Source organism: Streptomyces sp. 1114.5 (assembly GCF_003635085.1).
In the GTDB taxonomy this organism is placed as follows: domain Bacteria; phylum Actinomycetota; class Actinomycetes; order Streptomycetales; family Streptomycetaceae; genus Kitasatospora.
In genome coordinates this window covers 202442-223676 of record NZ_RBXE01000003.1, presented here as the reverse complement: position 1 = coordinate 223676, position 21235 = coordinate 202442, and the positions used below count along the sequence as shown (strand labels likewise).

General features: G+C 74.1%; 20 protein-coding genes and 3 pseudogenes. 14 read left to right on the top strand and 9 right to left on the bottom strand.

Features of this window, described 5'->3' with window-relative positions; all coding sequences use genetic code 11:
- Positions 1-122: 122 nt before the first annotated feature.
- Positions 123-743 carry an L-threonylcarbamoyladenylate synthase gene (locus BX285_RS32355; RefSeq protein ID WP_097240705.1) on the bottom strand — a complete coding sequence of 207 codons (621 nt, stop codon included), beginning with the start codon at positions 741-743 and terminating at the stop codon, positions 123-125.
- A 253-nt stretch (positions 744-996) separates the two neighbouring features.
- On the opposite strand from BX285_RS32355, the gene BX285_RS32350 reads away from it, so the two are divergent.
- Complete coding sequence (locus tag BX285_RS32350; RefSeq protein ID WP_121179226.1) at positions 997-3771, top strand: DUF6493 family protein; 2775 nt, start codon at positions 997-999, stop codon at positions 3769-3771.
- Between the two features lie 199 nt (positions 3772-3970).
- On the opposite strand, the gene BX285_RS32345 is transcribed toward BX285_RS32350, so the two are convergent.
- Complete coding sequence (locus BX285_RS32345; protein ID WP_121179225.1) at positions 3971-6088, bottom strand: BTAD domain-containing putative transcriptional regulator; 2118 nt, start codon at positions 6086-6088, stop codon at positions 3971-3973.
- A gap of 122 nt (positions 6089-6210) precedes the next feature.
- Between BX285_RS32345 and BX285_RS32340 the strand changes: the two are divergent.
- Positions 6211-7113 (top strand): annotated as a pseudogene (locus tag BX285_RS32340) (alpha/beta fold hydrolase); the annotation flags it as partial.
- A 188-nt stretch (positions 7114-7301) separates the two neighbouring features.
- Here BX285_RS32340 and BX285_RS32335 read toward each other — a convergent pair.
- Entirely contained in the window at positions 7302-7694 is a 393-nt protein-coding gene (locus BX285_RS32335; protein ID WP_097240710.1) for a nuclear transport factor 2 family protein, read from the bottom strand.
- Positions 7695-7809: 115 nt separating this feature from the next.
- Here BX285_RS32335 and BX285_RS32330 point away from each other — a divergent pair, with 115 nt between their 5' ends.
- The 5 genes from BX285_RS32330 to BX285_RS37620 all read left to right on the top strand — a co-directional run bounded on the left by BX285_RS32330 (position 7810) and on the right by BX285_RS37620 (position 11401).
- Positions 7810-8265, top strand: a complete 456-nt coding sequence (locus BX285_RS32330) for a MarR family winged helix-turn-helix transcriptional regulator (protein ID WP_121179223.1) — start codon at positions 7810-7812, stop codon at positions 8263-8265.
- 171 nt (positions 8266-8436) lie between these two features.
- Positions 8437-9150 (top strand): flavodoxin family protein, encoded by a 714-nt coding sequence (locus BX285_RS32325; RefSeq protein WP_097240712.1) that lies wholly within the window; start codon positions 8437-8439, stop codon positions 9148-9150.
- A 117-nt stretch (positions 9151-9267) separates the two neighbouring features.
- Positions 9268-9687 carry a hypothetical protein gene (locus tag BX285_RS39645; RefSeq protein ID WP_398901659.1) on the top strand — a complete coding sequence of 140 codons (420 nt, stop codon included), beginning with the start codon at positions 9268-9270 and terminating at the stop codon, positions 9685-9687.
- A 64-nt stretch (positions 9688-9751) separates the two neighbouring features.
- Entirely contained in the window at positions 9752-11125 is a 1374-nt protein-coding gene (locus BX285_RS32315) for a chloride channel protein (protein ID WP_121179222.1), read from the top strand.
- 66 nt (positions 11126-11191) lie between these two features.
- Positions 11192-11401 (top strand): hypothetical protein, encoded by a 210-nt coding sequence (locus BX285_RS37620; protein ID WP_183107305.1) that lies wholly within the window; start codon positions 11192-11194, stop codon positions 11399-11401.
- 149 nt (positions 11402-11550) lie between these two features.
- Here BX285_RS37620 and BX285_RS32310 read toward each other — a convergent pair whose 3' ends face one another.
- Together BX285_RS32310 and BX285_RS37615 are read right to left on the bottom strand one after the other, a co-directional pair.
- The gene (locus BX285_RS32310) at positions 11551-12888 is read right to left on the bottom strand and encodes a DUF2252 domain-containing protein (protein WP_121179548.1); all 1338 of its coding nucleotides are present in this window, start codon (positions 12886-12888) and stop codon (positions 11551-11553) included.
- 50 nt (positions 12889-12938) lie between these two features.
- Positions 12939-13286, bottom strand: a complete 348-nt coding sequence (locus BX285_RS37615; RefSeq protein ID WP_179853119.1) for a hypothetical protein — start codon at positions 13284-13286, stop codon at positions 12939-12941.
- On the opposite strand from BX285_RS37615, the gene BX285_RS39640 reads away from it, so the two are divergent.
- The 4 genes from BX285_RS39640 to BX285_RS32290 all read left to right on the top strand — a co-directional run bounded on the left by BX285_RS39640 (position 13276) and on the right by BX285_RS32290 (position 17740).
- Positions 13276-13944, top strand: a complete 669-nt coding sequence (locus BX285_RS39640; RefSeq protein ID WP_398901657.1) for an STAS domain-containing protein — start codon at positions 13276-13278, stop codon at positions 13942-13944. The genes BX285_RS37615 and BX285_RS39640 overlap by 11 nt on opposite strands.
- Before the next feature lie 344 nt (positions 13945-14288).
- Complete coding sequence (locus BX285_RS32300; RefSeq protein ID WP_259470928.1) at positions 14289-14690, top strand: hypothetical protein; 402 nt, start codon at positions 14289-14291, stop codon at positions 14688-14690.
- The gene (locus BX285_RS32295) at positions 14683-15993 is read left to right on the top strand and encodes a cation:proton antiporter (protein ID WP_121179220.1); all 1311 of its coding nucleotides are present in this window, start codon (positions 14683-14685) and stop codon (positions 15991-15993) included. The genes BX285_RS32300 and BX285_RS32295 overlap by 8 nt, the downstream gene beginning before the upstream one ends.
- A 121-nt stretch (positions 15994-16114) precedes the next feature.
- Positions 16115-17740 carry a sulfatase-like hydrolase/transferase gene (locus BX285_RS32290; RefSeq protein ID WP_121179219.1) on the top strand — a complete coding sequence of 542 codons (1626 nt, stop codon included), beginning with the start codon at positions 16115-16117 and terminating at the stop codon, positions 17738-17740.
- Between the two features lie 76 nt (positions 17741-17816).
- Here the strand turns inward: BX285_RS32290 and BX285_RS37605 are convergent, their stop codons facing one another.
- Positions 17817-18056 (bottom strand): hypothetical protein, encoded by a 240-nt coding sequence (locus tag BX285_RS37605; protein ID WP_183107303.1) that lies wholly within the window; start codon positions 18054-18056, stop codon positions 17817-17819.
- A 68-nt stretch (positions 18057-18124) separates the two neighbouring features.
- Here BX285_RS37605 and BX285_RS32280 point away from each other — a divergent pair, with 68 nt between their 5' ends.
- Positions 18125-18520, top strand: a complete 396-nt coding sequence (locus tag BX285_RS32280; RefSeq protein ID WP_121179218.1) for a DUF202 domain-containing protein — start codon at positions 18125-18127, stop codon at positions 18518-18520.
- A gap of 10 nt (positions 18521-18530) precedes the next feature.
- Here the strand turns inward: BX285_RS32280 and BX285_RS39360 are convergent, their stop codons facing one another.
- A complete protein-coding gene (locus BX285_RS39360; protein WP_310794271.1) occupies positions 18531-18638 on the bottom strand; it encodes a hypothetical protein in 108 nt (35 codons plus the stop codon).
- 274 nt (positions 18639-18912) lie between these two features.
- On the opposite strand from BX285_RS39360, the pseudogene BX285_RS32270 reads away from it, so the two are divergent.
- Positions 18913-19008, top strand: a pseudogene (locus BX285_RS32270) (hypothetical protein); the annotation flags it as partial.
- 71 nt (positions 19009-19079) lie between these two features.
- The gene (locus tag BX285_RS32265; protein ID WP_121179217.1) at positions 19080-19769 is read left to right on the top strand and encodes a response regulator transcription factor; all 690 of its coding nucleotides are present in this window, start codon (positions 19080-19082) and stop codon (positions 19767-19769) included.
- Positions 19770-20066: 297 nt separating this feature from the next.
- Here BX285_RS32265 and BX285_RS39635 read toward each other — a convergent pair.
- A pseudogene (locus BX285_RS39635) lies at positions 20067-20648 on the bottom strand (cation-transporting P-type ATPase); the annotation flags it as partial.
- Positions 20645-21178 (bottom strand): flavodoxin domain-containing protein, encoded by a 534-nt coding sequence (locus BX285_RS32255; RefSeq protein WP_147465269.1) that lies wholly within the window; start codon positions 21176-21178, stop codon positions 20645-20647. The pseudogene BX285_RS39635 and the gene BX285_RS32255, both read right to left, overlap by 4 nt.
- Positions 21179-21235 lie beyond the last annotated feature (57 nt).

The window sequence follows — 21235 nt, the reverse complement described above, 5'->3', positions numbered from 1 at the left end:
GGCCCCCGCATTTCGCCGCCGGAGCGAACGCTGCTGTGATCCGTGCCACTGCCGGCCGGCGCCCTTCGTGCGGGGCGCAGCGCCCGGGAACCGCACCCGGGTACCGCGCCCGGGCGGTGCCGTCACTCGAAGCGCGCGGGGTCGCCGGCCCCGCGTCGGACGATCTCCGCCGTGCCGCCGGAGAAGTCGACGACCGTCGTCGGCTCGGTCCCGCAGTCGCCGGAGTCCACCACGGCGTCCAGCACGTGGTCCAGCCGCTCCTTGATCTCCCACCCCTGGGTCATCGGCTCGTCCTCGCCGGGCAGGACCAGGGTGCTGGAGACGAGGGGTTCGCCGAGCTCGGCGAGCAGGGCCTGGGTGACGACGTGGTCGGGGATCCGGACGCCCACCGTCTTCTTCTTCGGGTGCATCAGCCGGCGCGGGACCTCCTTGGTGGCGGGCAGGATGAAGGTGTAGCTGCCCGGCGTCGCCGCCTTGACGGCCCGGAAGACCGCATTGTCGATGTGGACGAACTGCCCCAGCTGCGCGAAGTCCTGGCACATCAGGGTGAAGTGGTGCCGGTCGTCGAGCCGCCGGATCGTCCGGATCCGTTCGAGGCCGTCCTGGTTGCCCATGCGGCAGCCCAGGGCGAAACAGGAGTCGGTCGGATACGCGATGAGGGCCCCCGAGCGGAGGCTGTCGGCCACGGTGCCGATGGTGCGGGCCTGAGGGGTCTGCGGGTGCACGTCGAAGTACTTCGCCATTGGCCGACCCTATGCGATCCGCAGCCCGGTCGACCCGTCGCCGAGTCTGACCCGACCGGGTGACACGGAGCCAGACCGTGACCGAGCTCCTCACCACGGACGGCCTGATCGTCGGCATCTCCTACGCCCCCGCCCGTCCGTCCGTCCGGCCGTCGACTGGGTTGTCGACTGGGTTGTCGACTGGGCTGTCGACGTGAATGTCAGTGCCGTGCGCTACGTTCGCGATCATCAGCCGGACCGGATGGGGGGCGTTGTGACCGACCGTACGATCGAGACGATCAGTTGGGAAGAGGTGCGCGCGCTCATCGCCGCCCGGGTTCCGCAGGGGGTGATCGAGCGGCTTTCGCCGGTGCCCGCCGCCGAGCTTCGGCACCTGCGGGGGCCGCTGCGCAAGCTCCGGAGTGAGCTCGGGAGGGAGCTCTCCTCGGGTGACATGGGCCGGTACGGCGCCGCGTACGACCAGCTCGCCGCGCTGCAGTTCGCCGGGGTGTTCGCCGCGGCGACTCCGGCGGAGGCCCTGGAGTGGCTGACGGCCCGGCGGCTGCTCGACCTCACCTGGCCGCGGCCCGGCGGCGGTTCCACCAATCCCGACCACCACGCCCTGCTGCGGGCCCTGCTCGGGCCGCACCGTGACGCGGCCTTCCACCGGGAGCTGGCGGTCCGCCTCGCCGAGTGGCTGCCCGCGCGGGGCGACGGCGCCCGGTGGCTGATCGCGCACGGCCTCGCGGTCTGGTCCGGTGCCGAACTCCCCACCACCGACGGCTACGTGATCGGCTGGGTGCGCGAGGGCGGCATGATGCGGCACCACCACCGGGAGATCGGCGAGTGGTTCGCCGCCGAGGGCCTGCGCGGGCCGGTGCCGCACCACGGCACGCTGCGGTCCTGGCTGCGGGTTCAGCCCCGGCTCGCCGAGTTCGTCCGCCGGCTCTTCGAAGTCCCGGACGTCGGAAGCGAGTTCGCCGACCCGCACGCCGCCCGTTCCGGGCCGGACAACGAGTGGCCCAAGGTCCTCACCGCCCTGGCGGGCGAGGGCCTGCTCGACCGCGCCGAACTGATCGACCTGTGCCTCGGCCGGCTGCTGCGCGGCGACCGGCCCGGCAACCTGCGCGGATTCCTCCAGCTGTACGCGGAACTGGCCCCCGACGCCGAGGAGGTCCTGGCCCGGGCCCGCGACCACGTCCGGCTGGCCGCCGACGGCGCCCCGACCGCCGCCAAGACCGCCCAGGCGGCGCTGCGAGCCGTGGACACCCGGCTGCCCGCCGAGCTGTTCGCCGAACTCACGGCCGCCGTCCTGGCCCGCCCCGAGAAGGCCCTCGCCACCGCCCAACTCGGCTGGGCCGGGGCCGCGTTGCGCCGCGACCCGGCGCAGGCCGACCGGCTGCTGCCCGCTGTCGCCGTGGCCTTCGCCCATCCGGCGCCCACGGTCCAGGAACGTGCCCTGGGCCTCACCGCCCGCCACCTGCCCCACACGGCCGCCGCCGCGGCCGAGGCCGTGCGCGCTGCCGCGAGCGCCCTCAGCCCCGCCCTGCAGGCCGACGCCCACCGCCTGCTGGCCATCCCGACCCCATCCGGCGAGTGGCAGGAGCCCCCGCAGGTCGAGGCATCACCTACGGGCTCTGCCGCGATGCCGGCCGCACCCGCCGGGCCGGTCGATCTCGCCGAGCGGCTGGGCGCCCTGCTGGCCGACCGCGTGCCCGATCCCGGGGAGTTCGAGGTGGTGCTCGCCGCCCTGGTCGCGGAGCACCGCCGCGACGCGTCCGCCCTGCGGACGGCGCTCGCCCCGCTCACCGCACGGCGCGGCGAAGGCCCGGCGTCGTTCTGGGAGGCCCGCAGCCTCGGGGGAGCGCTCGGCTGCCTCCTCGACGCCCTCACCGGCCGACCGCAGGAGTCCGACCGGCACGCGGCCGAACTGCTCGACTGGCCGGCGCACCTGCGCACTCCCGCCGTGATCCCCGTACTGCGCATCCACGAGGCGGCGGGCCGGGTCGCCGCCGCACCGGTGCCGCTCCTGCTCGCCACCCCCACCGCCGGGGACGGCACGATCGACCCGGCCGTGCTCACGGAGCGGCTCGCGGCCCACCGCGCGTCCGGAGCCCGCCCCTGGCCCATGGACCTGGCCCAGGCGCTGCTCCGCGTCCCCCCGCACGCGCTGCCGGGCCTCCGTGCCGCTGCCGCCGGACTCGGCTGCGACCTGCCCCCCGACACCGCGCCCCCGGCACCGCGCCGCTTCCACACCCAGACGCCGGACCTGCCGGAGCGGGTCGGCGGCTACGGCTGGGCCCCGCCCGTACTCCCGCGCATCGCACCGCTCGTCGACACCCCCGTGTCCGCATCCGGAGGAATCACCGGGCTGCTCCACACGCTGCCCGACCCCACCGAGATCGACCGGTTCACGGGCACGCCGTCGCTGTCGGCCGCCGACCTCGCCCAGCTGCCCTGGCTGGCGCCCTGGCACCCGGAGACCATCGCCGCCCACGGCCTCCCCCGCGCGGTGCGCCAGGCGGACACGGCCAGCCACCACGAGAACAACCCCCTGCTGCCCCGACTCGCCGAAGCCCCGGGCGAGTTCGGGCCGGTGAGCCACCTGCTGCTCGCGTACGGCCTGACCGCCGCCCGCGCGGAGAACCGCACAGCCGCGCTGGACGCCCTGCTGGCTGCGGCCGCCAGGGGCCGGCTGCGGCCGGAGGCTCTGGGCGCATGGCTCGCAGCCCTGTGGTGCCTGTCCGTCGCCAAGCCGAACCGGGTCCTGCCCGTCCTGGCGGACGCCGCCCGCAGCGGCGCGGGCCGGACGGTGTGGGCGGTGCTCGCGGCCCTGATCACCGACCTCGCCGCCGACCCGGGCCGGCGCGGACTGGCGGACGTCCTCGTCCTCGCCGCCGAGTGCGCGGCAGCCGAAGGCATCCGCACCACCCTGCCCGCCCTCGACGCCCTGGTCGTACCTGCCGTACCAGCCATACCGTCCATACCGTCCATACCCCGCCGCGTCCGAACCGAGGCAGCCCGCCTGGCCGGCATCCTCACGAGGTGACGAGCCGGGCCGGGTCGGCCACCTGACGCTCACCGGAGGCTCGTGGAGAGCGGCACTGCCACCTGCCTGGAGTTCGGCAGCCGGCCCAGGATGTCGGTGCCGCCGAGGAACGGATGAACAGCTCACGCAGGGCCGCCCCGGTGACGACGGCCGCGGCCATCACGACTGCGCCACCCTCCGCTGGGCCTGTTGCGCCCGCCTACCCCGCCGCGCCCGCCGCCGCGCACGCCTGGGCCTCGGCCAGGTAGCGCGCGACCGGGCCCAGGGTCAGCAGTCCGCTGGCCGCGCCCGCGTGTTCGGCACCGGCCGGGCGCAGGGCCGCCGCGGCGCGGGCGGCGACCGCGCGCTCGCCGAGGCGTACGGCGGCGCGGGCGGTCAGGCACCACAGGGCCTCCTGCAGGTGGTCGAGCGGGGGGTCGGGCGTCGCGGCGAGGGCCGTACGGGCCTCGGCGACCCGGTCCTGGGCGAGCAGCACGAGCGGGAACGCCCAGGGCCGGTACGGGCCCCAGTCGAGCTGCGGATCGGTGGGCGCCGGCCGGTCGTGCAGCAGGCGCAGCCCCAGGACGGCGAGCGGGAACAGGCCGCGGTGCAGCCCCGGCATTCCGGCCGTCCGCAGGGCGTTCTCGGCGGCGCGGTACTGCGCCGCGGCCGTGGCGGCGGTCGGTCCGCCGGGTTCGGTGCTGCGGTCGGCTGCGGCCCGGGCCCGGAACCACCCGGTGAGGACGGGGACGAGCGGCGCCTCGGTGGTGGCGGCGATCCGTTCGGCGGCCTCGGCGTGCGCGGCCGCGGCGTCGAGGTCGCCGAGGGCCGAGGCGGACTGGAGGCGGACGAGTCGGCCCAGGACGGCGAAGTTCGGGAGCTGGTGCGGGGTGGCCAGGTCGAGGAGTTCGGCGCCGATCGCGTCCCGTTCCGCCGCGAGCCCGGGACGGGTGAAGGACTGCAGGAACACCCCGTTGAGGGCGAAGGCCAGCAGGGCGGGGTCGGCCAGGCCCCGGGCCAGCGCCTCGGCCTGCCGCGCCGCCTGTTGTGCGCGCTCCAGGTCGGCCCTGGACCGGCCGGACCGGCCGCCATCGGACTGGCCGCCGGCGGACAGGTCGGCGCTGCGGCTCTCGACGGCGATCGTGGCCAGCAGGCGGGTGGACAGGTCGGCGGGGCCGTCGGGGCCGAGAGCGGTGAGCGTACGCTCGGCGGCAGCGACGACGGCGCGGGACTGTTCGGGGTCGTCGGCCCTGCTCCACAGGGCGGGTACGTCGTAGGCGCCGATGATCCGGGCGGTCAGGTGGGTGTCGCCCGTGCGTTCCGCCGCCCGGATCGCGCGCAGGCGCTCGCGCCGCGAGTGGACGAGGGCGTCGCCACCCGCCAGAGCGAGGGTACGGGCCAGATCCACGATGGTGCGCGGCCCGAACCGGACACCGGGGCCGCGGCCGCTCCACCCGGCGCGTGCGCCGTCGGCGGTCGCGGTCCCGTCGCAGGTCGCGGTCCCGCCGACGCCCGCGACCCCGTCGGCGCCCGCAGAACCACCCAGGAACGCGGCCCCGTCGAGGATGTCCGCCTCCAGACGCCGGAGTTCGGCACCGGGATCGAGCCCGAGCTGATCGACGAGCATCGCACGGGCCCGGCGGAGCACGGCCAGCGCGTCCGCCTGCCGCCCCGCGCGGTACAGCGCCCGGGCCAGCAGCCCCCAGGCCGGCTCACGCCACGGATGCTCCGCGACATGGGCACCCAGCTCGGCCGCGAGCTCGGCCCCGTCCCCGGCGTCCAGCAGGATGCGGGCGCGCAGTTCCACCCCCTCCAGCCGCAGTTCCTCCAGCCGGGTCCGCTCGCGCTGCGCCCACGCGGAGCCGGTCACATCCGCGTAGGCGGGCCCGCGCCAGTCCGCGAGCGCCGCGTCGAGCTCGGCCACCGCGCCGGCGCCCGGCACTGCGCCCGGCACTGCGCCCGGCATGGAGGCCGGCACCGCGCCGGCGTCGCGCCGGGCACGGGCCAGGGTGTCCTGGAACCGGTGGACGTCCACGTCCTCCCGCGGCAGCCGCAGCACGTACCCAGGACCTTCGGTGACGATGACGCGCGGCGGAGTGCGGGGCGGCCGGTCCGGTTCCAGGGCGCGGCGCAGTGCAGCGACGAAGGTCCGCAAGGCCCCCACGGCGCGCGCCGGCGGATCGGTCCACAGGTCGTCGACGAGGGTGTCGGTGGTCACCATCCGGCCTTCGGCGGCGACGAGCCGTGCCAGCACCTCGCGATGCCGGGGGCCGCCCAGGTCGACCGGGCTGCCGTCGTCACGGAGGGCCCGTACGGCACCGAGCACGTCGATTCGCATGCCCCCATCCTCCGCGCCGGTGGTCGGCCGCGCCCAACCGCACTGATCGGTTGCTGATCGCCGTCGTCCAGGCTGACCAGGTCAGTCCGTCCGTCAGTCCCGACCCGAAAGGACATCCCCTCATGCCGCCCACGACCCCCACCCCCGCCCCCGCGCCCACCATCCCCGGCTTCGACCACGTCCGCCTGCCCGGCACGGACGGTGTGCGGCTGGCCGCCGCCGTCGGCGGCAGCGGCAGCCCGGTCGTGCTGCTGCACGGCTTCCCCCAGACCCACCTGATGTGGCGGCACGTCGCCCAGCGGCTCGCCGCGGAGCACACGGTGATCTGCCCCGACCTGCGGGGCTACGGCGCCAGCGACAAGCCGGCGGCCACCGACCCCGAGGTGTACGCCAAGCGCACCATGGCCGCCGACGTCGTGCGCCTGGCGGCGGCGCTCGGCCACGAGCGCTTCGCCCTCGTCGGCCACGACCGGGGCGCCCTGGTCGCCTTCCGCGCGGGCCTGGACCACCCCGAGACCGTCACGCACCTGGGCATCCTCGACATCGTGCCCACGCTCGACATGTGGAACGTCCTGCACGGCACCTCGGCGGCGGTCGGCTACCACCTCTACCTGATGGCGCAGCCGCCGGGCCTGCCGGAGACGATGATCGCCAACAGCGCGGACGCGTTCTTCGGCTCCTTCCTCGACACCTGGGCCGGCGACGCGACCGCCATCCCGCAGGACGTGCGCGCCACCTACCTGCGGGCGAGCGCCGCGGCGGTGCCGTCGATCGTCGCGGACTACCGGGCCTCGGCCGGGATCGACGTCCTGCACGACCAGGCGGACCTGGCCGCCGGCTCGCAGCTGGCCATGCCCGTGACGGTCGTCCAGCAGGACTGGGGCGCCCGACTGGGCTACGACGCCGCCGCGGTGTGGCGGGCGTGGGCACCGGACCTGGACCACCGGCTGACCCGAGCGGGCCACTTCATGGCCGAAGAGGCCCCCGAGGAGATCACGACGGCCATCCGGGCCCTGCTGCGTCGTGGAGCCGTCGGCGTTGACCCGGAGCACTACGGCTACCAGGGCTTCATCCGGGGCAAGACCGTCACCACGAGCTGACGCGGGCCTCCGCCGGGGCCGGCCTGCGGTGGCGGTCGGGCGCCCGGGCAGGGGCGGTCCTCATGAGGGTTCTCAACGAGCGTCCTCATGGGGCCGCCCCTGCCGGTGCGCGGTCAGCGGGCGCTGCCGAGGTCCCGGTCGCCGTCGGTGCCTTCGAGCAGGAGGGTGGTCTCCTCCAGGCGGCGGAAGCGGCCGTCGGGGGCGAACTCGGCGAAGAGGTAGACCTCCATGCGGACGGTGGAGCCGTCGGTCTTGACGACGGTCATGGTGTGACGGTCGGCGTAGCGGTTGCCCACGGAGAGTTCGTCGTGGACCTCGACGGAGCCGCCGGCGACGACCGTGCGCAGGTGGGCGATGTGGGCGAGGAATTCGGCGCGGTCGGCCCAGCTGCCGTCGGTGCGCTGGCGGTAGTCGGGGGCGAAGTGCCGGTCGGCGGCCTCGTCCAGGCTGAGGCCCGGGGTGAGGAGCAGGTCGGTGAGGGCGGTGCGGACGTCGGTGCAGGTCATCGGAATTCCTTCGGTCGTGCGGGAGCGCCCGCGCTGGATCGATCGGAGATGCGTGCCTTAAGCACGCTTCTGACCGTACAGGAAAAGCGTGTTCCGCGCACGCTAATCTGGAGGGGTGAAGAACTCGACAGGACGTGACATCGCCGATGCCCTCGGGCTGCTCCTGCGGCGCAGCACCCGCGCCCGCCTCTACGGCCGCCTCACCGAGGGACTGGAGGAGGCGGTCGACGACCTCACCTACCCGGTCATCAGCGGTCTGGCCCGCACCGGCCCGGCCAGCGCGGCCGACCTCGGCCGCGAGATCGGACTGGACCGCACCACCGTCACCCGCCGCGCCGACCGCCTCGAACAGGCCGGCCTGCTCCAGCGCCGCCCCGACCCGGCCGACGGCCGCGCCACCCTGCTCACCCTCACCGACGCCGGCCACGCCGTCATCGCGGCCACCCGCCGACAACTCGCCGCCGCCATCGAGGACTCACTCGCCACCTGGCCCCGGTCCGACGCCGAGACCTTCGCCCGCCTCCTGCGCCGCTTCGTCGACGAGGGCCCCTTCGCCGCCGGCGAGGACTGAGACCCGAGGCCCGACGATCGAACGCGAGTACGCGGATCCGGTCGGTCGACCGACCGGTGCGCCGTCAGGCAATCGGTGCAGTCCGGCGAGCGCTCACCAGGCGGGACTGGTCAGCTGTGCGGGGATCCCCGCAGTCTGACCGCTCTCCCACAGTTCCCGGAGGAGGAATCCGTGCCGGATCCGACGTCGTACGCCGACCTGCGAGCCCTGGTGATCAACTGCACGCTGAAGCGCTCCCCGGAGCGCAGCCACACCCAAGGCCTGATCGACGTCAGCACCGGCATCCTGGAACGCCAGGGCGTCGAGGTCGAAGTCCTGCGCGCGGTGGACATCGACATCGCGACGGGCGTCTGGCCGGACATGACGGAGCACGGCTGGGAGACCGACGAGTGGCCCGTGATCTACTCGAAGGTGATGGCCGCCGACATCCTCACGCTGGCTGGACCCGTGTGGCTGGGCGACAACTCCTCCGTCATGAAGAAGGTCATCGAACGGCTCTACGCCTGCTCGTCGATCCTCAACTCGGCCGGCCAGTACGCCTACTACGGCCGCGTCGGCGGCTGCCTGATCACCGGGAACGAGGACGGCGCGAAGCACTGCGCGATGAACGTCCTGTACAGCCTCCAGCACCTGGGCTACACGATCCCGCCGCAGGCCGATGCCGGCTGGGTGGGCGAGGCAGGCCCCGGGCCGTCCTACCTCGACCCTGGTTCGGGCGGCCCGGAGAACGACTTCACCAACCGGAACGCCACCTTCATGACCTGGAACCAGCTCCACCTCGCCCGCATGCTCAAGGACGCCGGCGGTATCCCGGCCCACGGCAACCAGCGCTCCGAGTGGGACGCCGGCTGCCGCTTCGACTTCGAGAACCCCGAACACCGCTGAACCGGTGACCTCGGTGAAACAGGGTCCGAAGCCTTCCGGCGAGCCTGGCCGATGGTCATGTGGTGGAACGTCATCGGGCGGTCAACTGACCATATTGCACAGGCCCGTTCGGATTGCATGGACAGGGCAGCGGCCATCGGCCAGCGGCATGACGCCCCGGGTGCCGCCGCCACCCCGACCGTCACCCGGGAAGCGCTGTTCCGGCAGGCGGGCATCACGGCCACCCTCAGCATCGAGGAACTCGTCGAAGCTGCAGCCCTGTTGCACGCCCAGCCGCTGCCCGCACCGCGCGGCGCGGTCGCCGTGGGGTCCAACGCGGGCGCCATCGGCATCCTGGCCGCGGACGTCTGCGCCGACGCCGGGTTGGTACGGCCCGAACTCCCGGACGCCGAATCCCTGATCGGGTGCGGCGCCGAGGCCGGTTCGGCGGCCGCGCGACGCGGCGGCGTAGGACGGGCGTGGTCCGACCGGATGAGGGTCCCCGCACCACCGATCGGCTGCGCCCGGCGGACCCCACTGCTCCCGGGCCCTTCGTGATAGGACGTCAGGCGAGCGGCGTTCGCCGCTACGTTTCCCCGCGCAGACGTGTGTCCAGGAGGCGATGCGCTTGTCGGCCGACGGTCGGTCCCCGGAGCGAGGGGCCGCGCAGCCGGACCCGGCGGGCCTCGTCCGCACCTCCGGCTACCTGAAGCTCCTGGCGCTGGCGGCCGTCCTCGGAGTACTGGTCTCCGCCGCGGCCTACGGCTTCCTCGCCCTCGTCTCCGAGCTCCAGTCGATGACCTACACGGACCTGCCGAAGGGTCTCGGCTTCCACGGGACGCCGGCGTGGTGGCCGTTGCCGCTGCTCGGCGTCGCCGGATTGCTGGTCGGCGCGACCGTCCGGTACCTCCCGGGCAACGGCGGTCACGAACCGACGGAGGGGTTCGCGGCCGCAGGGCCCCCGCGTGCGGGCGAACTCCCGGGTGTCTTCCTCGCAGCGCTGGCGACCCTCGCCCTGGGCGCGGTCCTCGGGCCGGAGGCGCCGCTGATCGCGCTCGGCAGCGGGCTGGCGGTGCTCGCCGTCCAGCGGCCGGGGCGGAACGTCGCCCCGCAGGCCGTCGCCGTCGTCGGGGCGGTCGGGAGCTTCGCGGCCGTGAGCGCCCTGCTGGGTTCGCCCTTGCTGGGCGCCTTCCTGCTCATGGAGGCGTCCGGGCTCGCGGGCCCCCTGCTGGGGGCGGTCCTGGTGCCCGGCCTGCTCGCGGCCGGCATCGGTTCCCTCGTCTTCCTCGGCCTCGGCAGCTGGACCGGCCTCGGCACGTACTCCCTGGCCCTGACGGACGTGCCGCACGCGGACCGTCCGGAGGTCGCCGAGTTCGGCTGGGCCCTGGTCATCGGGATCGCGGCGGCGCTTCTCGGCGCGGGCATCCGCTGGCTCGCCCTGCTGCTGCGCGCACGGGTCGAGCGGCACCGGATGCCCGCGACCGTCGTCCTGGGCCTGGCCGTCGCCGGGCTCGCCATCGCGTACTCCGAGGCCACCGGCAAGGGTGCGACCGAGGTGCTCTACTCCGGACAGAACGCGATGGATCCGCTGCTGACCGGTCACGCCGGCTACTCGGTCGGCGCTCTGGTCCTCCTCGTCGCGTGCAAGGCGCTGGCATACTGCGCCTCGCTCGGCGCCTTCCGGGGCGGCCCGATCTTCCCGGCGATGTTCGTGGGGGCGGCCGGGGGGATGGCGCTCTCCCACCTGCCCGGCCTGCCCCTCACAGCCGCGTTCGCCATGGGCATCGGCGGTATGTCCGTCGCCCTGTTGCGGCTCCCGATGACCTCCGTGCTCCTCGCGACCCTGTTGCTGGGCGGAGCCGGTCTCACGGTCATGCCGCTGGTGATCGTCTCGGTCGTGGTCGCCTACGTCCTGACCCTGCGACTCGGTCCGCGCGGTGGGGGCCGGACGGCTCCCGCGGGTCCGGCCGGAGGAGCGGCGACGCATGGGGTTTGACGATCGCCGGGTCGTGCGGCAGGTGAAACGGATTGCGGAGTGGGGCGCGCAACGGTACGCCGGGTCGTGGGTCGAGGCCCTGTGGCCGGCCGCTCGACGGTGACCGCGCTGGTCCGGCACCTGGGGCTCGACCGGCAGGCGTCCGCCGACGTCGGCAGCCTGTTCGCCTCGTCGAGCGCCACGAGCAACGCCGTCACCGGCGCGGCCTCGGTGTTCTTCCTCATGGGCGGCATCGCCGCCGCCTCGGCATTGCAGCAGCGGTGTGGAAGCCGCTGACCAGCCGGCTGATCGACACGTTCATCACCGAGGCGTCCAGCCCCATGAGGAACTGCGCCGAGCCGAGGACGTAGAGCGTCTTCCACCGACCTGCCACGCCTGCGGGGGGCCGGGGGGCCGGGCGGCCGGTTCGTGGGAGTGGGGCCCGTTCACACGTCCGCCCTGGCGGTGATCCGGCCGTCGGAGATCGCCGCGGTGAGCGCGGTGTGGTCGGCGACCGTCTGTTCGGCGTACGCGAGCGCGAAGTCGGCCACGGCTCGTTCGAAGGCGTCACCGGCACCCAGGTAGGCGGCGATGGCGACGCGGTCCCCGGAGCGTGTGTGGCCGCGTGCGAGTGCGCGGCCGCACAGGTCGGCGTACTGCTCCAGGAGGGATCGGGGCATGCCGTCGATGACGGCGGAGCCCTTCATGTCCCGCAGCTGGCGCCAGTAGAAGTCACGGCCCGCCGGGCCGGTGGCCCAGCCCAGGAAGATGTCGCTCGCTGCCTGCAGCCTTCGCTGTCCGACCACGACCCGCTGCCCCTGGTGCCGGTGGCTGCTGGGCGGGAGGTAGGGCTCCAGCACCGACCGCTCCGCCTCCTTCACCTGGAGGAAGAGCGGCTCACCGGTGAGGCGCCCCAGGAAGAGGCCGATGTAGCAGCGGGTGCCCACGCTGCCCACGCCGACGACCTTGCGGGCGGCGTCGACCAGTTCGAAGCGGTCCAGCAGCGCCGCGCGTTCCTCGGGGAGGGTGGCGCGGTAGTCCTTGAGGATCTGCTGGAGGCGGGGCACGTCCTGCGGGGCCACCGGTTCGAGCAGCGGTGGGTCGTGGACGATGCGGCGCTCGCCGTCGGCGCCCGGCTCGGTGAGTTTGCCCAGGGCCTGGAGGCTGGTCCGCCCGCGCGCCTTCGCCAGGGCGCCCTCGACGCGCTTTCGGTACTTCGGCTCCCGCACCTGTGGCAGGAGGTCGGCGGTGTCGACCCGCTCGTACCAGACGTCGAGTTCGCCGAGGCCGGCGAGCCGTCGTACGGCGACCCGGTAGGCCCGCGCGGACGCCAGCGCGGCGGCCCACGCGGACGCCTCCGGCTCGTCGTTCTGGCGCGCCGCCACGGCGACACTGGCGGCCAGGCGTTTGACGTCCCATTCGAACGGGCCCGGGAGGGTCTCGTCGAAGTCGTTGAGGTCGAACAGCAGGGCGCGCTCGGGCGAGGCGAAGAGACCGAAGTTGCACAGGTGCGCGTCCCCGCAGAGCTGGACGGTCAGCCCGGTGCTCGGGACGGCGGCGAGGTCGGCGGCCATGACCGCGGGCGCCCCGCGCAGGAAGGCGAACCGGGACGCGGCCATGCGGCCGTACCGGATCGGGACCAGCTCCGGGACGCGGGAGGCGGCCTGCCGCTCCAGGACGTCGACGGGGTCGGGCCGGTCCGGCGCGGGGGCCCAGTTCCCGTGGGCCGAGCGCGGTACGCGCTTGCGGGCCTGCCGCCCCGCCGCCACGGACTCGCCGGCCATCGGCCGGACCCGGCCGGTGTCGCCGCGTGCTGGTCGGGCGCTCTGGGTGGTCATGGCCGCACCAGCAGGTGCGCCGGGTGCACGAGCGTCCTGGCGCTCTCCACGATGCGTGCGACGGAGTGTGCCACCGCGCCGGTCACGACGAACAGGGCGGTGATGAGGATCCACCCGTCCCGCTCGTCCACGGTGAGCTTGGCGGCGGGCGCGGGGAGCTCCGCATCGGGTGCGGGCGCGGCGTGCACCAGGTCCTTGGTGATCGCCACGACCCCCGACAGCGCGTGTACGGCCGCGCCGGCGACGAGCGCCGCGGAACCCAGCACGAGCCAGTCGACACGTCCGAGCTCGTGGGGTCCGGGCCCGACGGCGGGTCGTGACACCTGGAGGTGGATGCCGGACATCCGTCTCATCTCCCTCGGTCGATGCGGTGGGACTTTCCCTCCCTTCCGACATTCACAGAGCACGGCCACGGCGGCATGGGCCGTCCGGCCCACACTTCGGGGGCCGGTCGACGAGAGGACCGTGCGTCACGAGAGCACTCCCGTGCGGGGTCGGGGCCGCAGGGCGGGGCCGTACGGACCATCGACGCGGTCCGTGCGGCCCAGGACCGGCTGCGGAACCCGCTCCTACGGTGGACGTAGGGCTTCCGTTCCGAGGTCCTTCCGCCAGCCGAGTTCCCGGGCGGCCGCCATGAAAGACGAAGACCTGTTCCGCACCAGGACCATGGTGTCCCAGGACACCGCATCGCTGTCACTGGAAGGCGAGCTCGACATCGCGACGGCACCGCTTCTGCTGACCGCCGTCGGCCGGTCCGTGCGGGACCACCCGCAGCACCTGGATCTCGATGTCGCGGCCCTCGGTTTCTGCGACGCCGCCGGTGTGCGAGCGCTCCTCCAGGCCCGCCGGGTCTGCCGAGCCCACGGGACGGAGTTCCGTCTCACCGGTGTCCGGCCGCGGTTCCACCGGATCCTCGCCATGCTCCGCGTCGCCGATCTCCTGGCGGGTCAAGCGTCGCCGCACGGGATCCCGAGGGCCGCCGTCTCCCCGGAGCCCCTCTGAACCCGAGCTCCCGTGTCCCCGTCCCCCACACAGGTCCGCCACGACTCATCAGTTCAAGCGCTCCGGATTCCGTCCAAGCCTGGGAGACGGGACGGCGTACGGCACCTCGGACGGCCTGCCGTTCGGCGAAACAGGCCGGAGCCTCGTCCGGACGGACCACCCCGGGGTGCCGGTCGCCGGGCTCTACGGGGCAATGGTGCTCAGCGGCGCCACGGCCGCGTGGAGCGCTGGGAGACCCGATGAACGAGCCGCCGGGGCCTCCACGCGCGCGGGGGACGGGCGGGGCGGGCAACGGCGGCTCGCCGTCCGGGGCCAGGCGCCGCGCCGGGGCCGGGCGGATCGCCATGAGCACCGTCTCGGCGGTGCTGATCACGCCGCGATCGTCCTCGGCGTGGTGGTGGCGCTCGGCGCGTACCTGTCCGGGGCGGGACGGTTCCCCCCGTGCCGTCCGCGGCGGGGCGGACGCCGCCGCGGACTCCGCGGCCCGCTGGGGCGCCGCCCACGGCGTGCGCACGGGGCGGGCCGGAACCTGGACCCAGGCCCACCGCCGCTGGCTCGCCCTCGCGGCGCTGCTGGTCGTGGTCCCGGTGTTCGCCCTCTGGAACCACCCGACCGTGCTGACGGTCCTGCTGCTCGTCCTGGTGCTCCTCGCCGTGCTGGCCGTCCTCGCGCTGCTCGCCGCCTCCGGACGGGCCGCCACCACGGGGGAGCCTCCCGTGCCGGGTAGGCCGGGCCCCGGTGAGTGACGCCACCTGGGCGGGGGTGGCGGTGGCCGGCGTCACCGGCGCGTACGCGCTCGCCTCGCGACGCCTGGCGAGCACCCCGGTGTCCGGCGCCATCGTGTTCACCGCGGCCGGCGTCCTGCTCGGCCCCCTCTGCCTCGACCTGATCAGCCTGGACACCGTGGGCGGGCCGCTCCTCACGCTCCTGGAAGCCGCACTGACGCTGGTGCTCTTCACCGACGCCATGGCCGTGCGTCCCCGAGAACTCCGCACCGGCGCCGCCCTGCCGGGTCGGCTGCTCGGGTTCGGCCTGGTACTCAGCATCGCGCTGGGCTGGCTGCTGGCCTGGCCCCTATTGCCCGGGCTCACCGTCTGGGAGCTCGCGCTGGTGGGCGCCGTCCTGGCGCCGACCGACGCGGCGCTCGGCACCAGCGCCATCGCCAACCCACGGGTGCCGGCCCTGGTCCGTCAAGGGCTGAACGTGGAGAGCGGCCTGAACGACGGCATGGTGCTGCCGTTCTTCGTCCTGTTCCTGGCGGCCATCCCCGGCACGTCGTACGCCGAGGAGGGCGAGGCCGGGACGTTCTGGCGGGCCCTGCTGCTCAGCACCGCCCTCGGTCTGGCGGTCGGAGGGGGCGGCGGCAGACTCCTGCGATGGTCGAGCGGACGGGGCTGGATCACGGGGGAGTGGCGGAGTCTCCACGTCCTGGCGGTCGCCGCGGCGTCCTACGGTCTTGCGGTAGCCACCCAGGGGAGCGGCTTCATCGCGGCCTGGGTGGCGGGGTTCGCCTTCGCGGCCGCCGAACGCAGTGTCGCCGCGGCACCGGTACCGGAGGACGACCGGAGCGCCGACCTCGCCGAGTACCTGGGAAGCCTGCTGGCCCTGCTCAGCCTCCTGGTCTTCGGCGCCGTGATCCTCGGTCCCACGCTGGAGCAGCTCGACTGGCGCATCGTCCTCTACGCCGTGCTCAGTCTCACCGTGGTCCGGATGGTCCCGGTCGCCCTCTCTCTCGCCGGGAGCGGGCTGAGGCTGCCCACCGTGGCCTACATCGGGTGGTTCGGGCCGCGCGGGCTCGCCTCGATCGTGCTCGGGCTGCTGGTCGTCGAGCAGCACGTTCCGGGGGTGGAGCTGATCGGACGGGTGGTCGCGGTCACCGTCGGCCTGAGCGTCCTTCTGCACGGGGTGACCGCCGTGACGCTCTCCGACCGGTACGGGCGGTGGTACGAGCGGGCCGTCGCCCGGGAGCCGGGACTGAGGGAGGGCAGCGGTGCGCCGGCCGTCCGCCGGCGCCGCAGGTTCGACCTCACCGGTCCGCCCGGGCGGTGAGAGCCGCCGTCCGGAGGCTCGTCCCACCCGGTTGGTCCAGCCGACCGCGTCCACGCCCAGCCGGTGACCTGGGCCGTCGACCTCAACGAATGACCGACGCAACCCACGTGGAAAGGCATGGATGGCCATGACCCGTCCGAACATCCTGCTGATCGTCACCGACGAGGAGCGGGCCGCGATCCCGCGTCCGCCGGGCTTCACTCTCCCCGCCAGGGAGCGGCTCGCCGAACGCGGCCACACCTTCGAGCGGTACTACACCGCCTCGGCCATGTGCAGCTCCGCGCGGTCCGTGATCTACACCGGGCAGCACCTGCCGCTGACCGAGATCTACGACAACGACAACATGCCCTACATCCGCCCGCTCGATCCGGAGCTGGGCACCCTCGGCACGATGCTGCGCCAGGCCGGCTACTACTGCACCTACCAGGGCAAGTGGCACCTGTCGAACGCCTACGTCACGCCGCAGAACCCCGGCCCGACCACCGACGCCCTGGAACCCTACGGGTTCAGCGAGTTCAACGACTGGGGTGACATCGACGGCGGCGCCTGGGCCGGACTCAAGATCGACCCGGTGATCGCCGGCCAGGCCGTCAAATGGCTGCGCAACCGCGCGCCGGTCGTGGCACCCGACCAGCCCTGGTTCATGGCCGTCAACTTCGTCAACCCGCACGACGTCATGAGCTTCGACTACGGGGGCTCCCCCCAGGTCCGACTGCCCTTCGGACTCGCGCACGCCGTGGTGGCGCGCGCGGCCGCCGACATCCCGCTCTACCAGCGTCGTTGGGAATTCGACCTGCCCGCGAGCCTGCGCGACGACCTGTCCGCCGCGGCACCGGCGGTCTGCGAGTACGCCCGGATGCTCGACACCGTCTTCGGTCCCGTCGCCGACGACCGGCACTGGTACGACGGCCTCAACTTCTACCTCAACGCCATCCGGGACGTCGACCGCAGCATCGAACTCGTCCTCGACGCGCTGGAGGCCTCGGGCCAGGCCGACCGGACCGTGGTCGTCTTCACCTCGGACCACGGCGAGATGGCCGGGAGCCACAGCCTGCGCCAGAAGGGCAACCTGGTCTACGACGAGAACTTCCACGTCCCGTTCCTGCTCTGCCACCCCGACGTCGCCGGCGGCGGCCGCACCGAGGCGCTCGCCTCCGCCGTCGACCTCGCGCCCACCCTCCTGGAGTTCGCCGGGCTCGACCGGGCGGCGACCGCCGACCGGTTCCCCGCCCTGCACGGCCACTCCCTCGCACCCGTGCTGGAGGGCAGGACGGTCCGCGAGGGAGTGCTCACCGCCGTCGAGTCGATCACCACGCTGGACGCCGGTTTCTGGTTCGAGTTCGCCGACCCGCAGGCCCCCGAGCGGATCCAGTCCGGTGCGCTCCGCCCGGACTGGAGCAAGCGCGGCTTCCTGCGCGGGTACCTGGACCAGCGGTACACCTTCGGCCGCTACTTCTCTCCGTTGAACCCCAACCGCCCCACCTCCGTGGAAGAGCTCCACGAACAGAACGACGTGGTGCTCTACGACCGGGTGGAGGACCCCCACGAGATGCGCAACCTCGCCGCCGACCCCGCCAACCGCGACCTCGTCGCCCGCTGCAGTAGTCGGCTGGAGGACCTCATCAGCGCCGAGATCGGCACCGACACCCGCGCCTGGGTCACCGAACGCCCCCGGCTCCTCGGCTGGCCCACCTGGCACGGCGACACCGACCGGCCCGCGCCCGCCGGCGCCGCGGCCGGCCACTGACCGCGGATCCCTCCGACTCATGAACAGGACACGCCCATGCACACGCCCGCAAGCCTCGCGGCCGACTACCCCGTGCTCACCATCCTCTGGACCACCTGCGCGCCCGCAGGCCGATGTCGGCGAGCACGCGCGGGGTAGACCGGTCCTGGTGGAAGCTCCGCTCACGCCCGCCGATGAGCGTCCGTGTCACCTCCTGCGGTGGCAGGTCGCCGCCGCGCAGCTCGGCGACCGGGTCGCCCGGGTACACCGTGGCGCCGACCGCGACGCGCAGCACGACGGTGGCGTCGGCAGCCCACTGCACCACCAGGAACAGCACGGAGTAGACCAGCGAGATCCAGCACCGAGAGGCCGACCACCCCGAGGCGGACGAAGGCGGAGGTACCTGTGGCCGAGGAACCGAACGAACCCGACGGGAACGGGAGGACCGGCGCCTGGTGGGCGAGGGGACGGGAGCCCGACTACCGAGCGACACTGGCCAACGAACGCACCTTCCTGGCGTGGAGCCGGACGGCCCTGGCTCTGCTGGCGAGCTCCCTGGCCGTCCTTCAGCTGGTCACCGGGGTACCCGGGGCGCTGCGGCTGGCGCTGTCATGCCTGCTGGCCGCGCTCTCACTGGCCACGACCGTGGTGGGCTACGCCCAGTGGCGCATCCGCCAGGAGCGCATGCGGATGGGGCGCCCCCTCGGGCACGCGGCGGTGCAGGCCGTGCTGACCGCCGCGTTCCTCCTGCTCACCGCGGTGGTCGGCGCGGTGATCGCCCTGGCCCCCGGTGGTCGCTGAAGGCGCCGGTTCACCGGATCAGGACCCGCTCCCCCGAGCGGGGGACGACGGCCGTCCAGCCGAGTTCGCGGTCGATGCGGTCGCGCAGGGCCTCCGAGCCCTCCGGCTCGCCGTGCACGAGGCCGGTTCAGGCGGCGCAGCTCGGCCAGGCCCTGGAACAGGCCGCAGTCGATCATCAGGCGGGCGTGGTCGGTCTCGACCGGGAACCTGCTGCCGGTGACCGTGCCCACGCCGCCGAGGAAGGTCAGCAGGCCCGGTCGGGGCGTGGGGGCTTCCGTGGTCATGGCCGCCTCCGCCCACCGGCCCGCCCGGCCCGCGGAACGGGCCCGCCGCGCGCGGGTACGGGCGTCGCCGCAGCCTGATCCCGATCACCGAACAGCTCTGCCGACCTCCTCGTCCTGGGCCGGATCGGGCTCCACCTCGGTCCGGTCGCGCGAGCGGTGATCCACCGCGCCTGGTGCCCGATCGCCGTCGTCCCGCGCGGCTGACCCGGTGCGCCGAACGGCGCGGACGCGCAGAATCGGTGGTGTCACCGCCCGCGCACCCCAGGGAGCAGGCCATGGACATGCCCCGGCCCGTACGGGTGTTCCTGCTGGACGACCACGAGGTGGTCCGCCGAGGCGTCCGCGACCTCCTGGAGGCCGAACCGGACATCGAGGTCGTCGGCGAGGCCGCCAGCTGCGCCCAGGCCCTGGCCCGGGTGCCGGCCCTGCGCCCGGACGTCGCCGTCCTCGACGTGCGGCTCCCGGACGGCGACGGGGTGACCGTCTGCCGGGACCTGCGCGACAAGATGCCCGAACTCGTCTGCCTGATGCTCACCTCCTTCGACGACGACGACGCCCTGCTCGACGCGATCATGGCCGGGGCCGCCGGCTACGTCCTGAAGCAGGTCAAGGGCGCCGACCTGGTCAGCGCGGTGCGTACGGTGGCCTCCGGGCAGTCCATGCTGGACCCGGCCACCACGCACAAGCTGATGGAGAGCCTGCGCCACCACGAGGAGAGCGCGACCGACGCCGCCCTCGCCGGGCTCACTCCCCGCGAACGGGAGATCCTCGCCCTGGTCGGGGAGGGCAAGACGAACCGGCAGATCGGCCAGGAGCTCTACCTCGCCGAGAAGACGGTGAAGAACCACGTATCCCGGTTGCTCGCCAAACTCGGCGTCGAACGGCGCCTCCAGGCGGCCGTCCTCGCCGCGCACGCCGAGACCGAGGCCGAGCAACACCAGCGCCAGCAGCCTCACCCGCGCTGAGCCCGTACGGCCCCGGACGTTGAGCCGAACTGGAACAACGGCATGAGCGGCTGGGGCATCCGACCGCGATCCGCACCTCCAGCAGGCGGTGCTGACGACGATCGGCCGCTTCCTGGCCGGCCGGGCGGGGCTGGCGCCCGCCTCGTCGGCGTGCTGTACAGCCCGGCGGCCCCGATCACCGTGAGCCGGCCATGGATCGGGCTCGTGGTGGTTCCGTCCCGGAGACGGGACGGAACCACCACGAGGAGCTACCAGTCGCCGTGGCGAGGCGTCAGAGGCAGAGGGTGAGGCTTCGACCTCCACCCCGCCCGAGAGCAGCCGCGAGTCCGCCGAGACCCGGTCACCCTCCTCCACCGCTGGGACGTCACCCGTTACCAGTTCGGTCGCCGGCACCGACCGCCGCCGGCACTCGCGGACCACCGTGGCGTCGTCGGGCAGGAACCCGGCCAGGGCCTCCACCGCGCGCTCGGCCTGCCGCTCCTGCACGAAGGCGAGCAGGGCGTTCAACCCGACCACCGCGAGGATCGCGCCCGTCAGGTTCGGGGCACCGCTGATCGCGGCCAGCGCAGCGGCACAGGCCAGCAACAGGGCGAGCGGGTGGATGAACTGGCGTGCCAGTTCCCGCGGCCAGCGCCGACCCTCCCGGCGTACCAGCGCATTGGACCCGTACACCGTCAGCCGGCGGGAAGCCTCCCGCTCGCTCAGGCCGTCGGGCGAGGTCCGCAGGTCGCGGAAGAGAAGGGCGAGCGGCTCACGGGGCTCCGGGGTCGCCTCGTCGGCGGGCGGCGGGCGGCGGGCGGCGGGGCAGCCGGGAACGCGGCCCGGACGTTGTCGGCCACGGTCGGCTCGACCGGTCGATTCGGGCGCACCGGTGGTCAGACCAGCTTCGCGCCCCAGGCGCGGGCGCGGTCGATTTCGCCGTCGCGCAGCGGCCCGTCGTTGCGCTCCACGATGAAGCCCTCGGGTTCGGCGACGAGGTCGAAGTGGCGGTGGGAGAGCCGGTGGGCGATTCCGTTGGCGGCACCGCCCGCCCGGGGCATGTCGACCCGGGTGTCGAACGCGGCGGCGTGGATGCCGGCTCCGGTCTGCGGCAGGTCGTGGAACCAGGCGCGCAGGCCCGGGCCTTCGGCGGCCTCCCGTGCCTCGGCGGCGGCCTCCTCGCGACCTTCCTCGTGCGCCTCGGCCATGGCGGCCATCCGGCGGCTGAGCCCGGAGGACATGCCGTGCATGTGGGTGGGGCCGCCGACCACCAGCAGGTCCGCGGAGCGGGTGAGATCGGCGTCGGCCTCGGCCACCGGGAGGCAGTCCACGGCCGCCCCGGGGTCGGCTCGGTGGACACCTTCGGCGACCGCTTCGGCGATCTCGCGGGTGTTGCCGTACATGCTCTCGTACACGATCACGGTGTGCATGGTCTCCACCTTTCGTCACCTCCAGCCTCACGCTGGAGATCGCCGGCGGACAGGGGC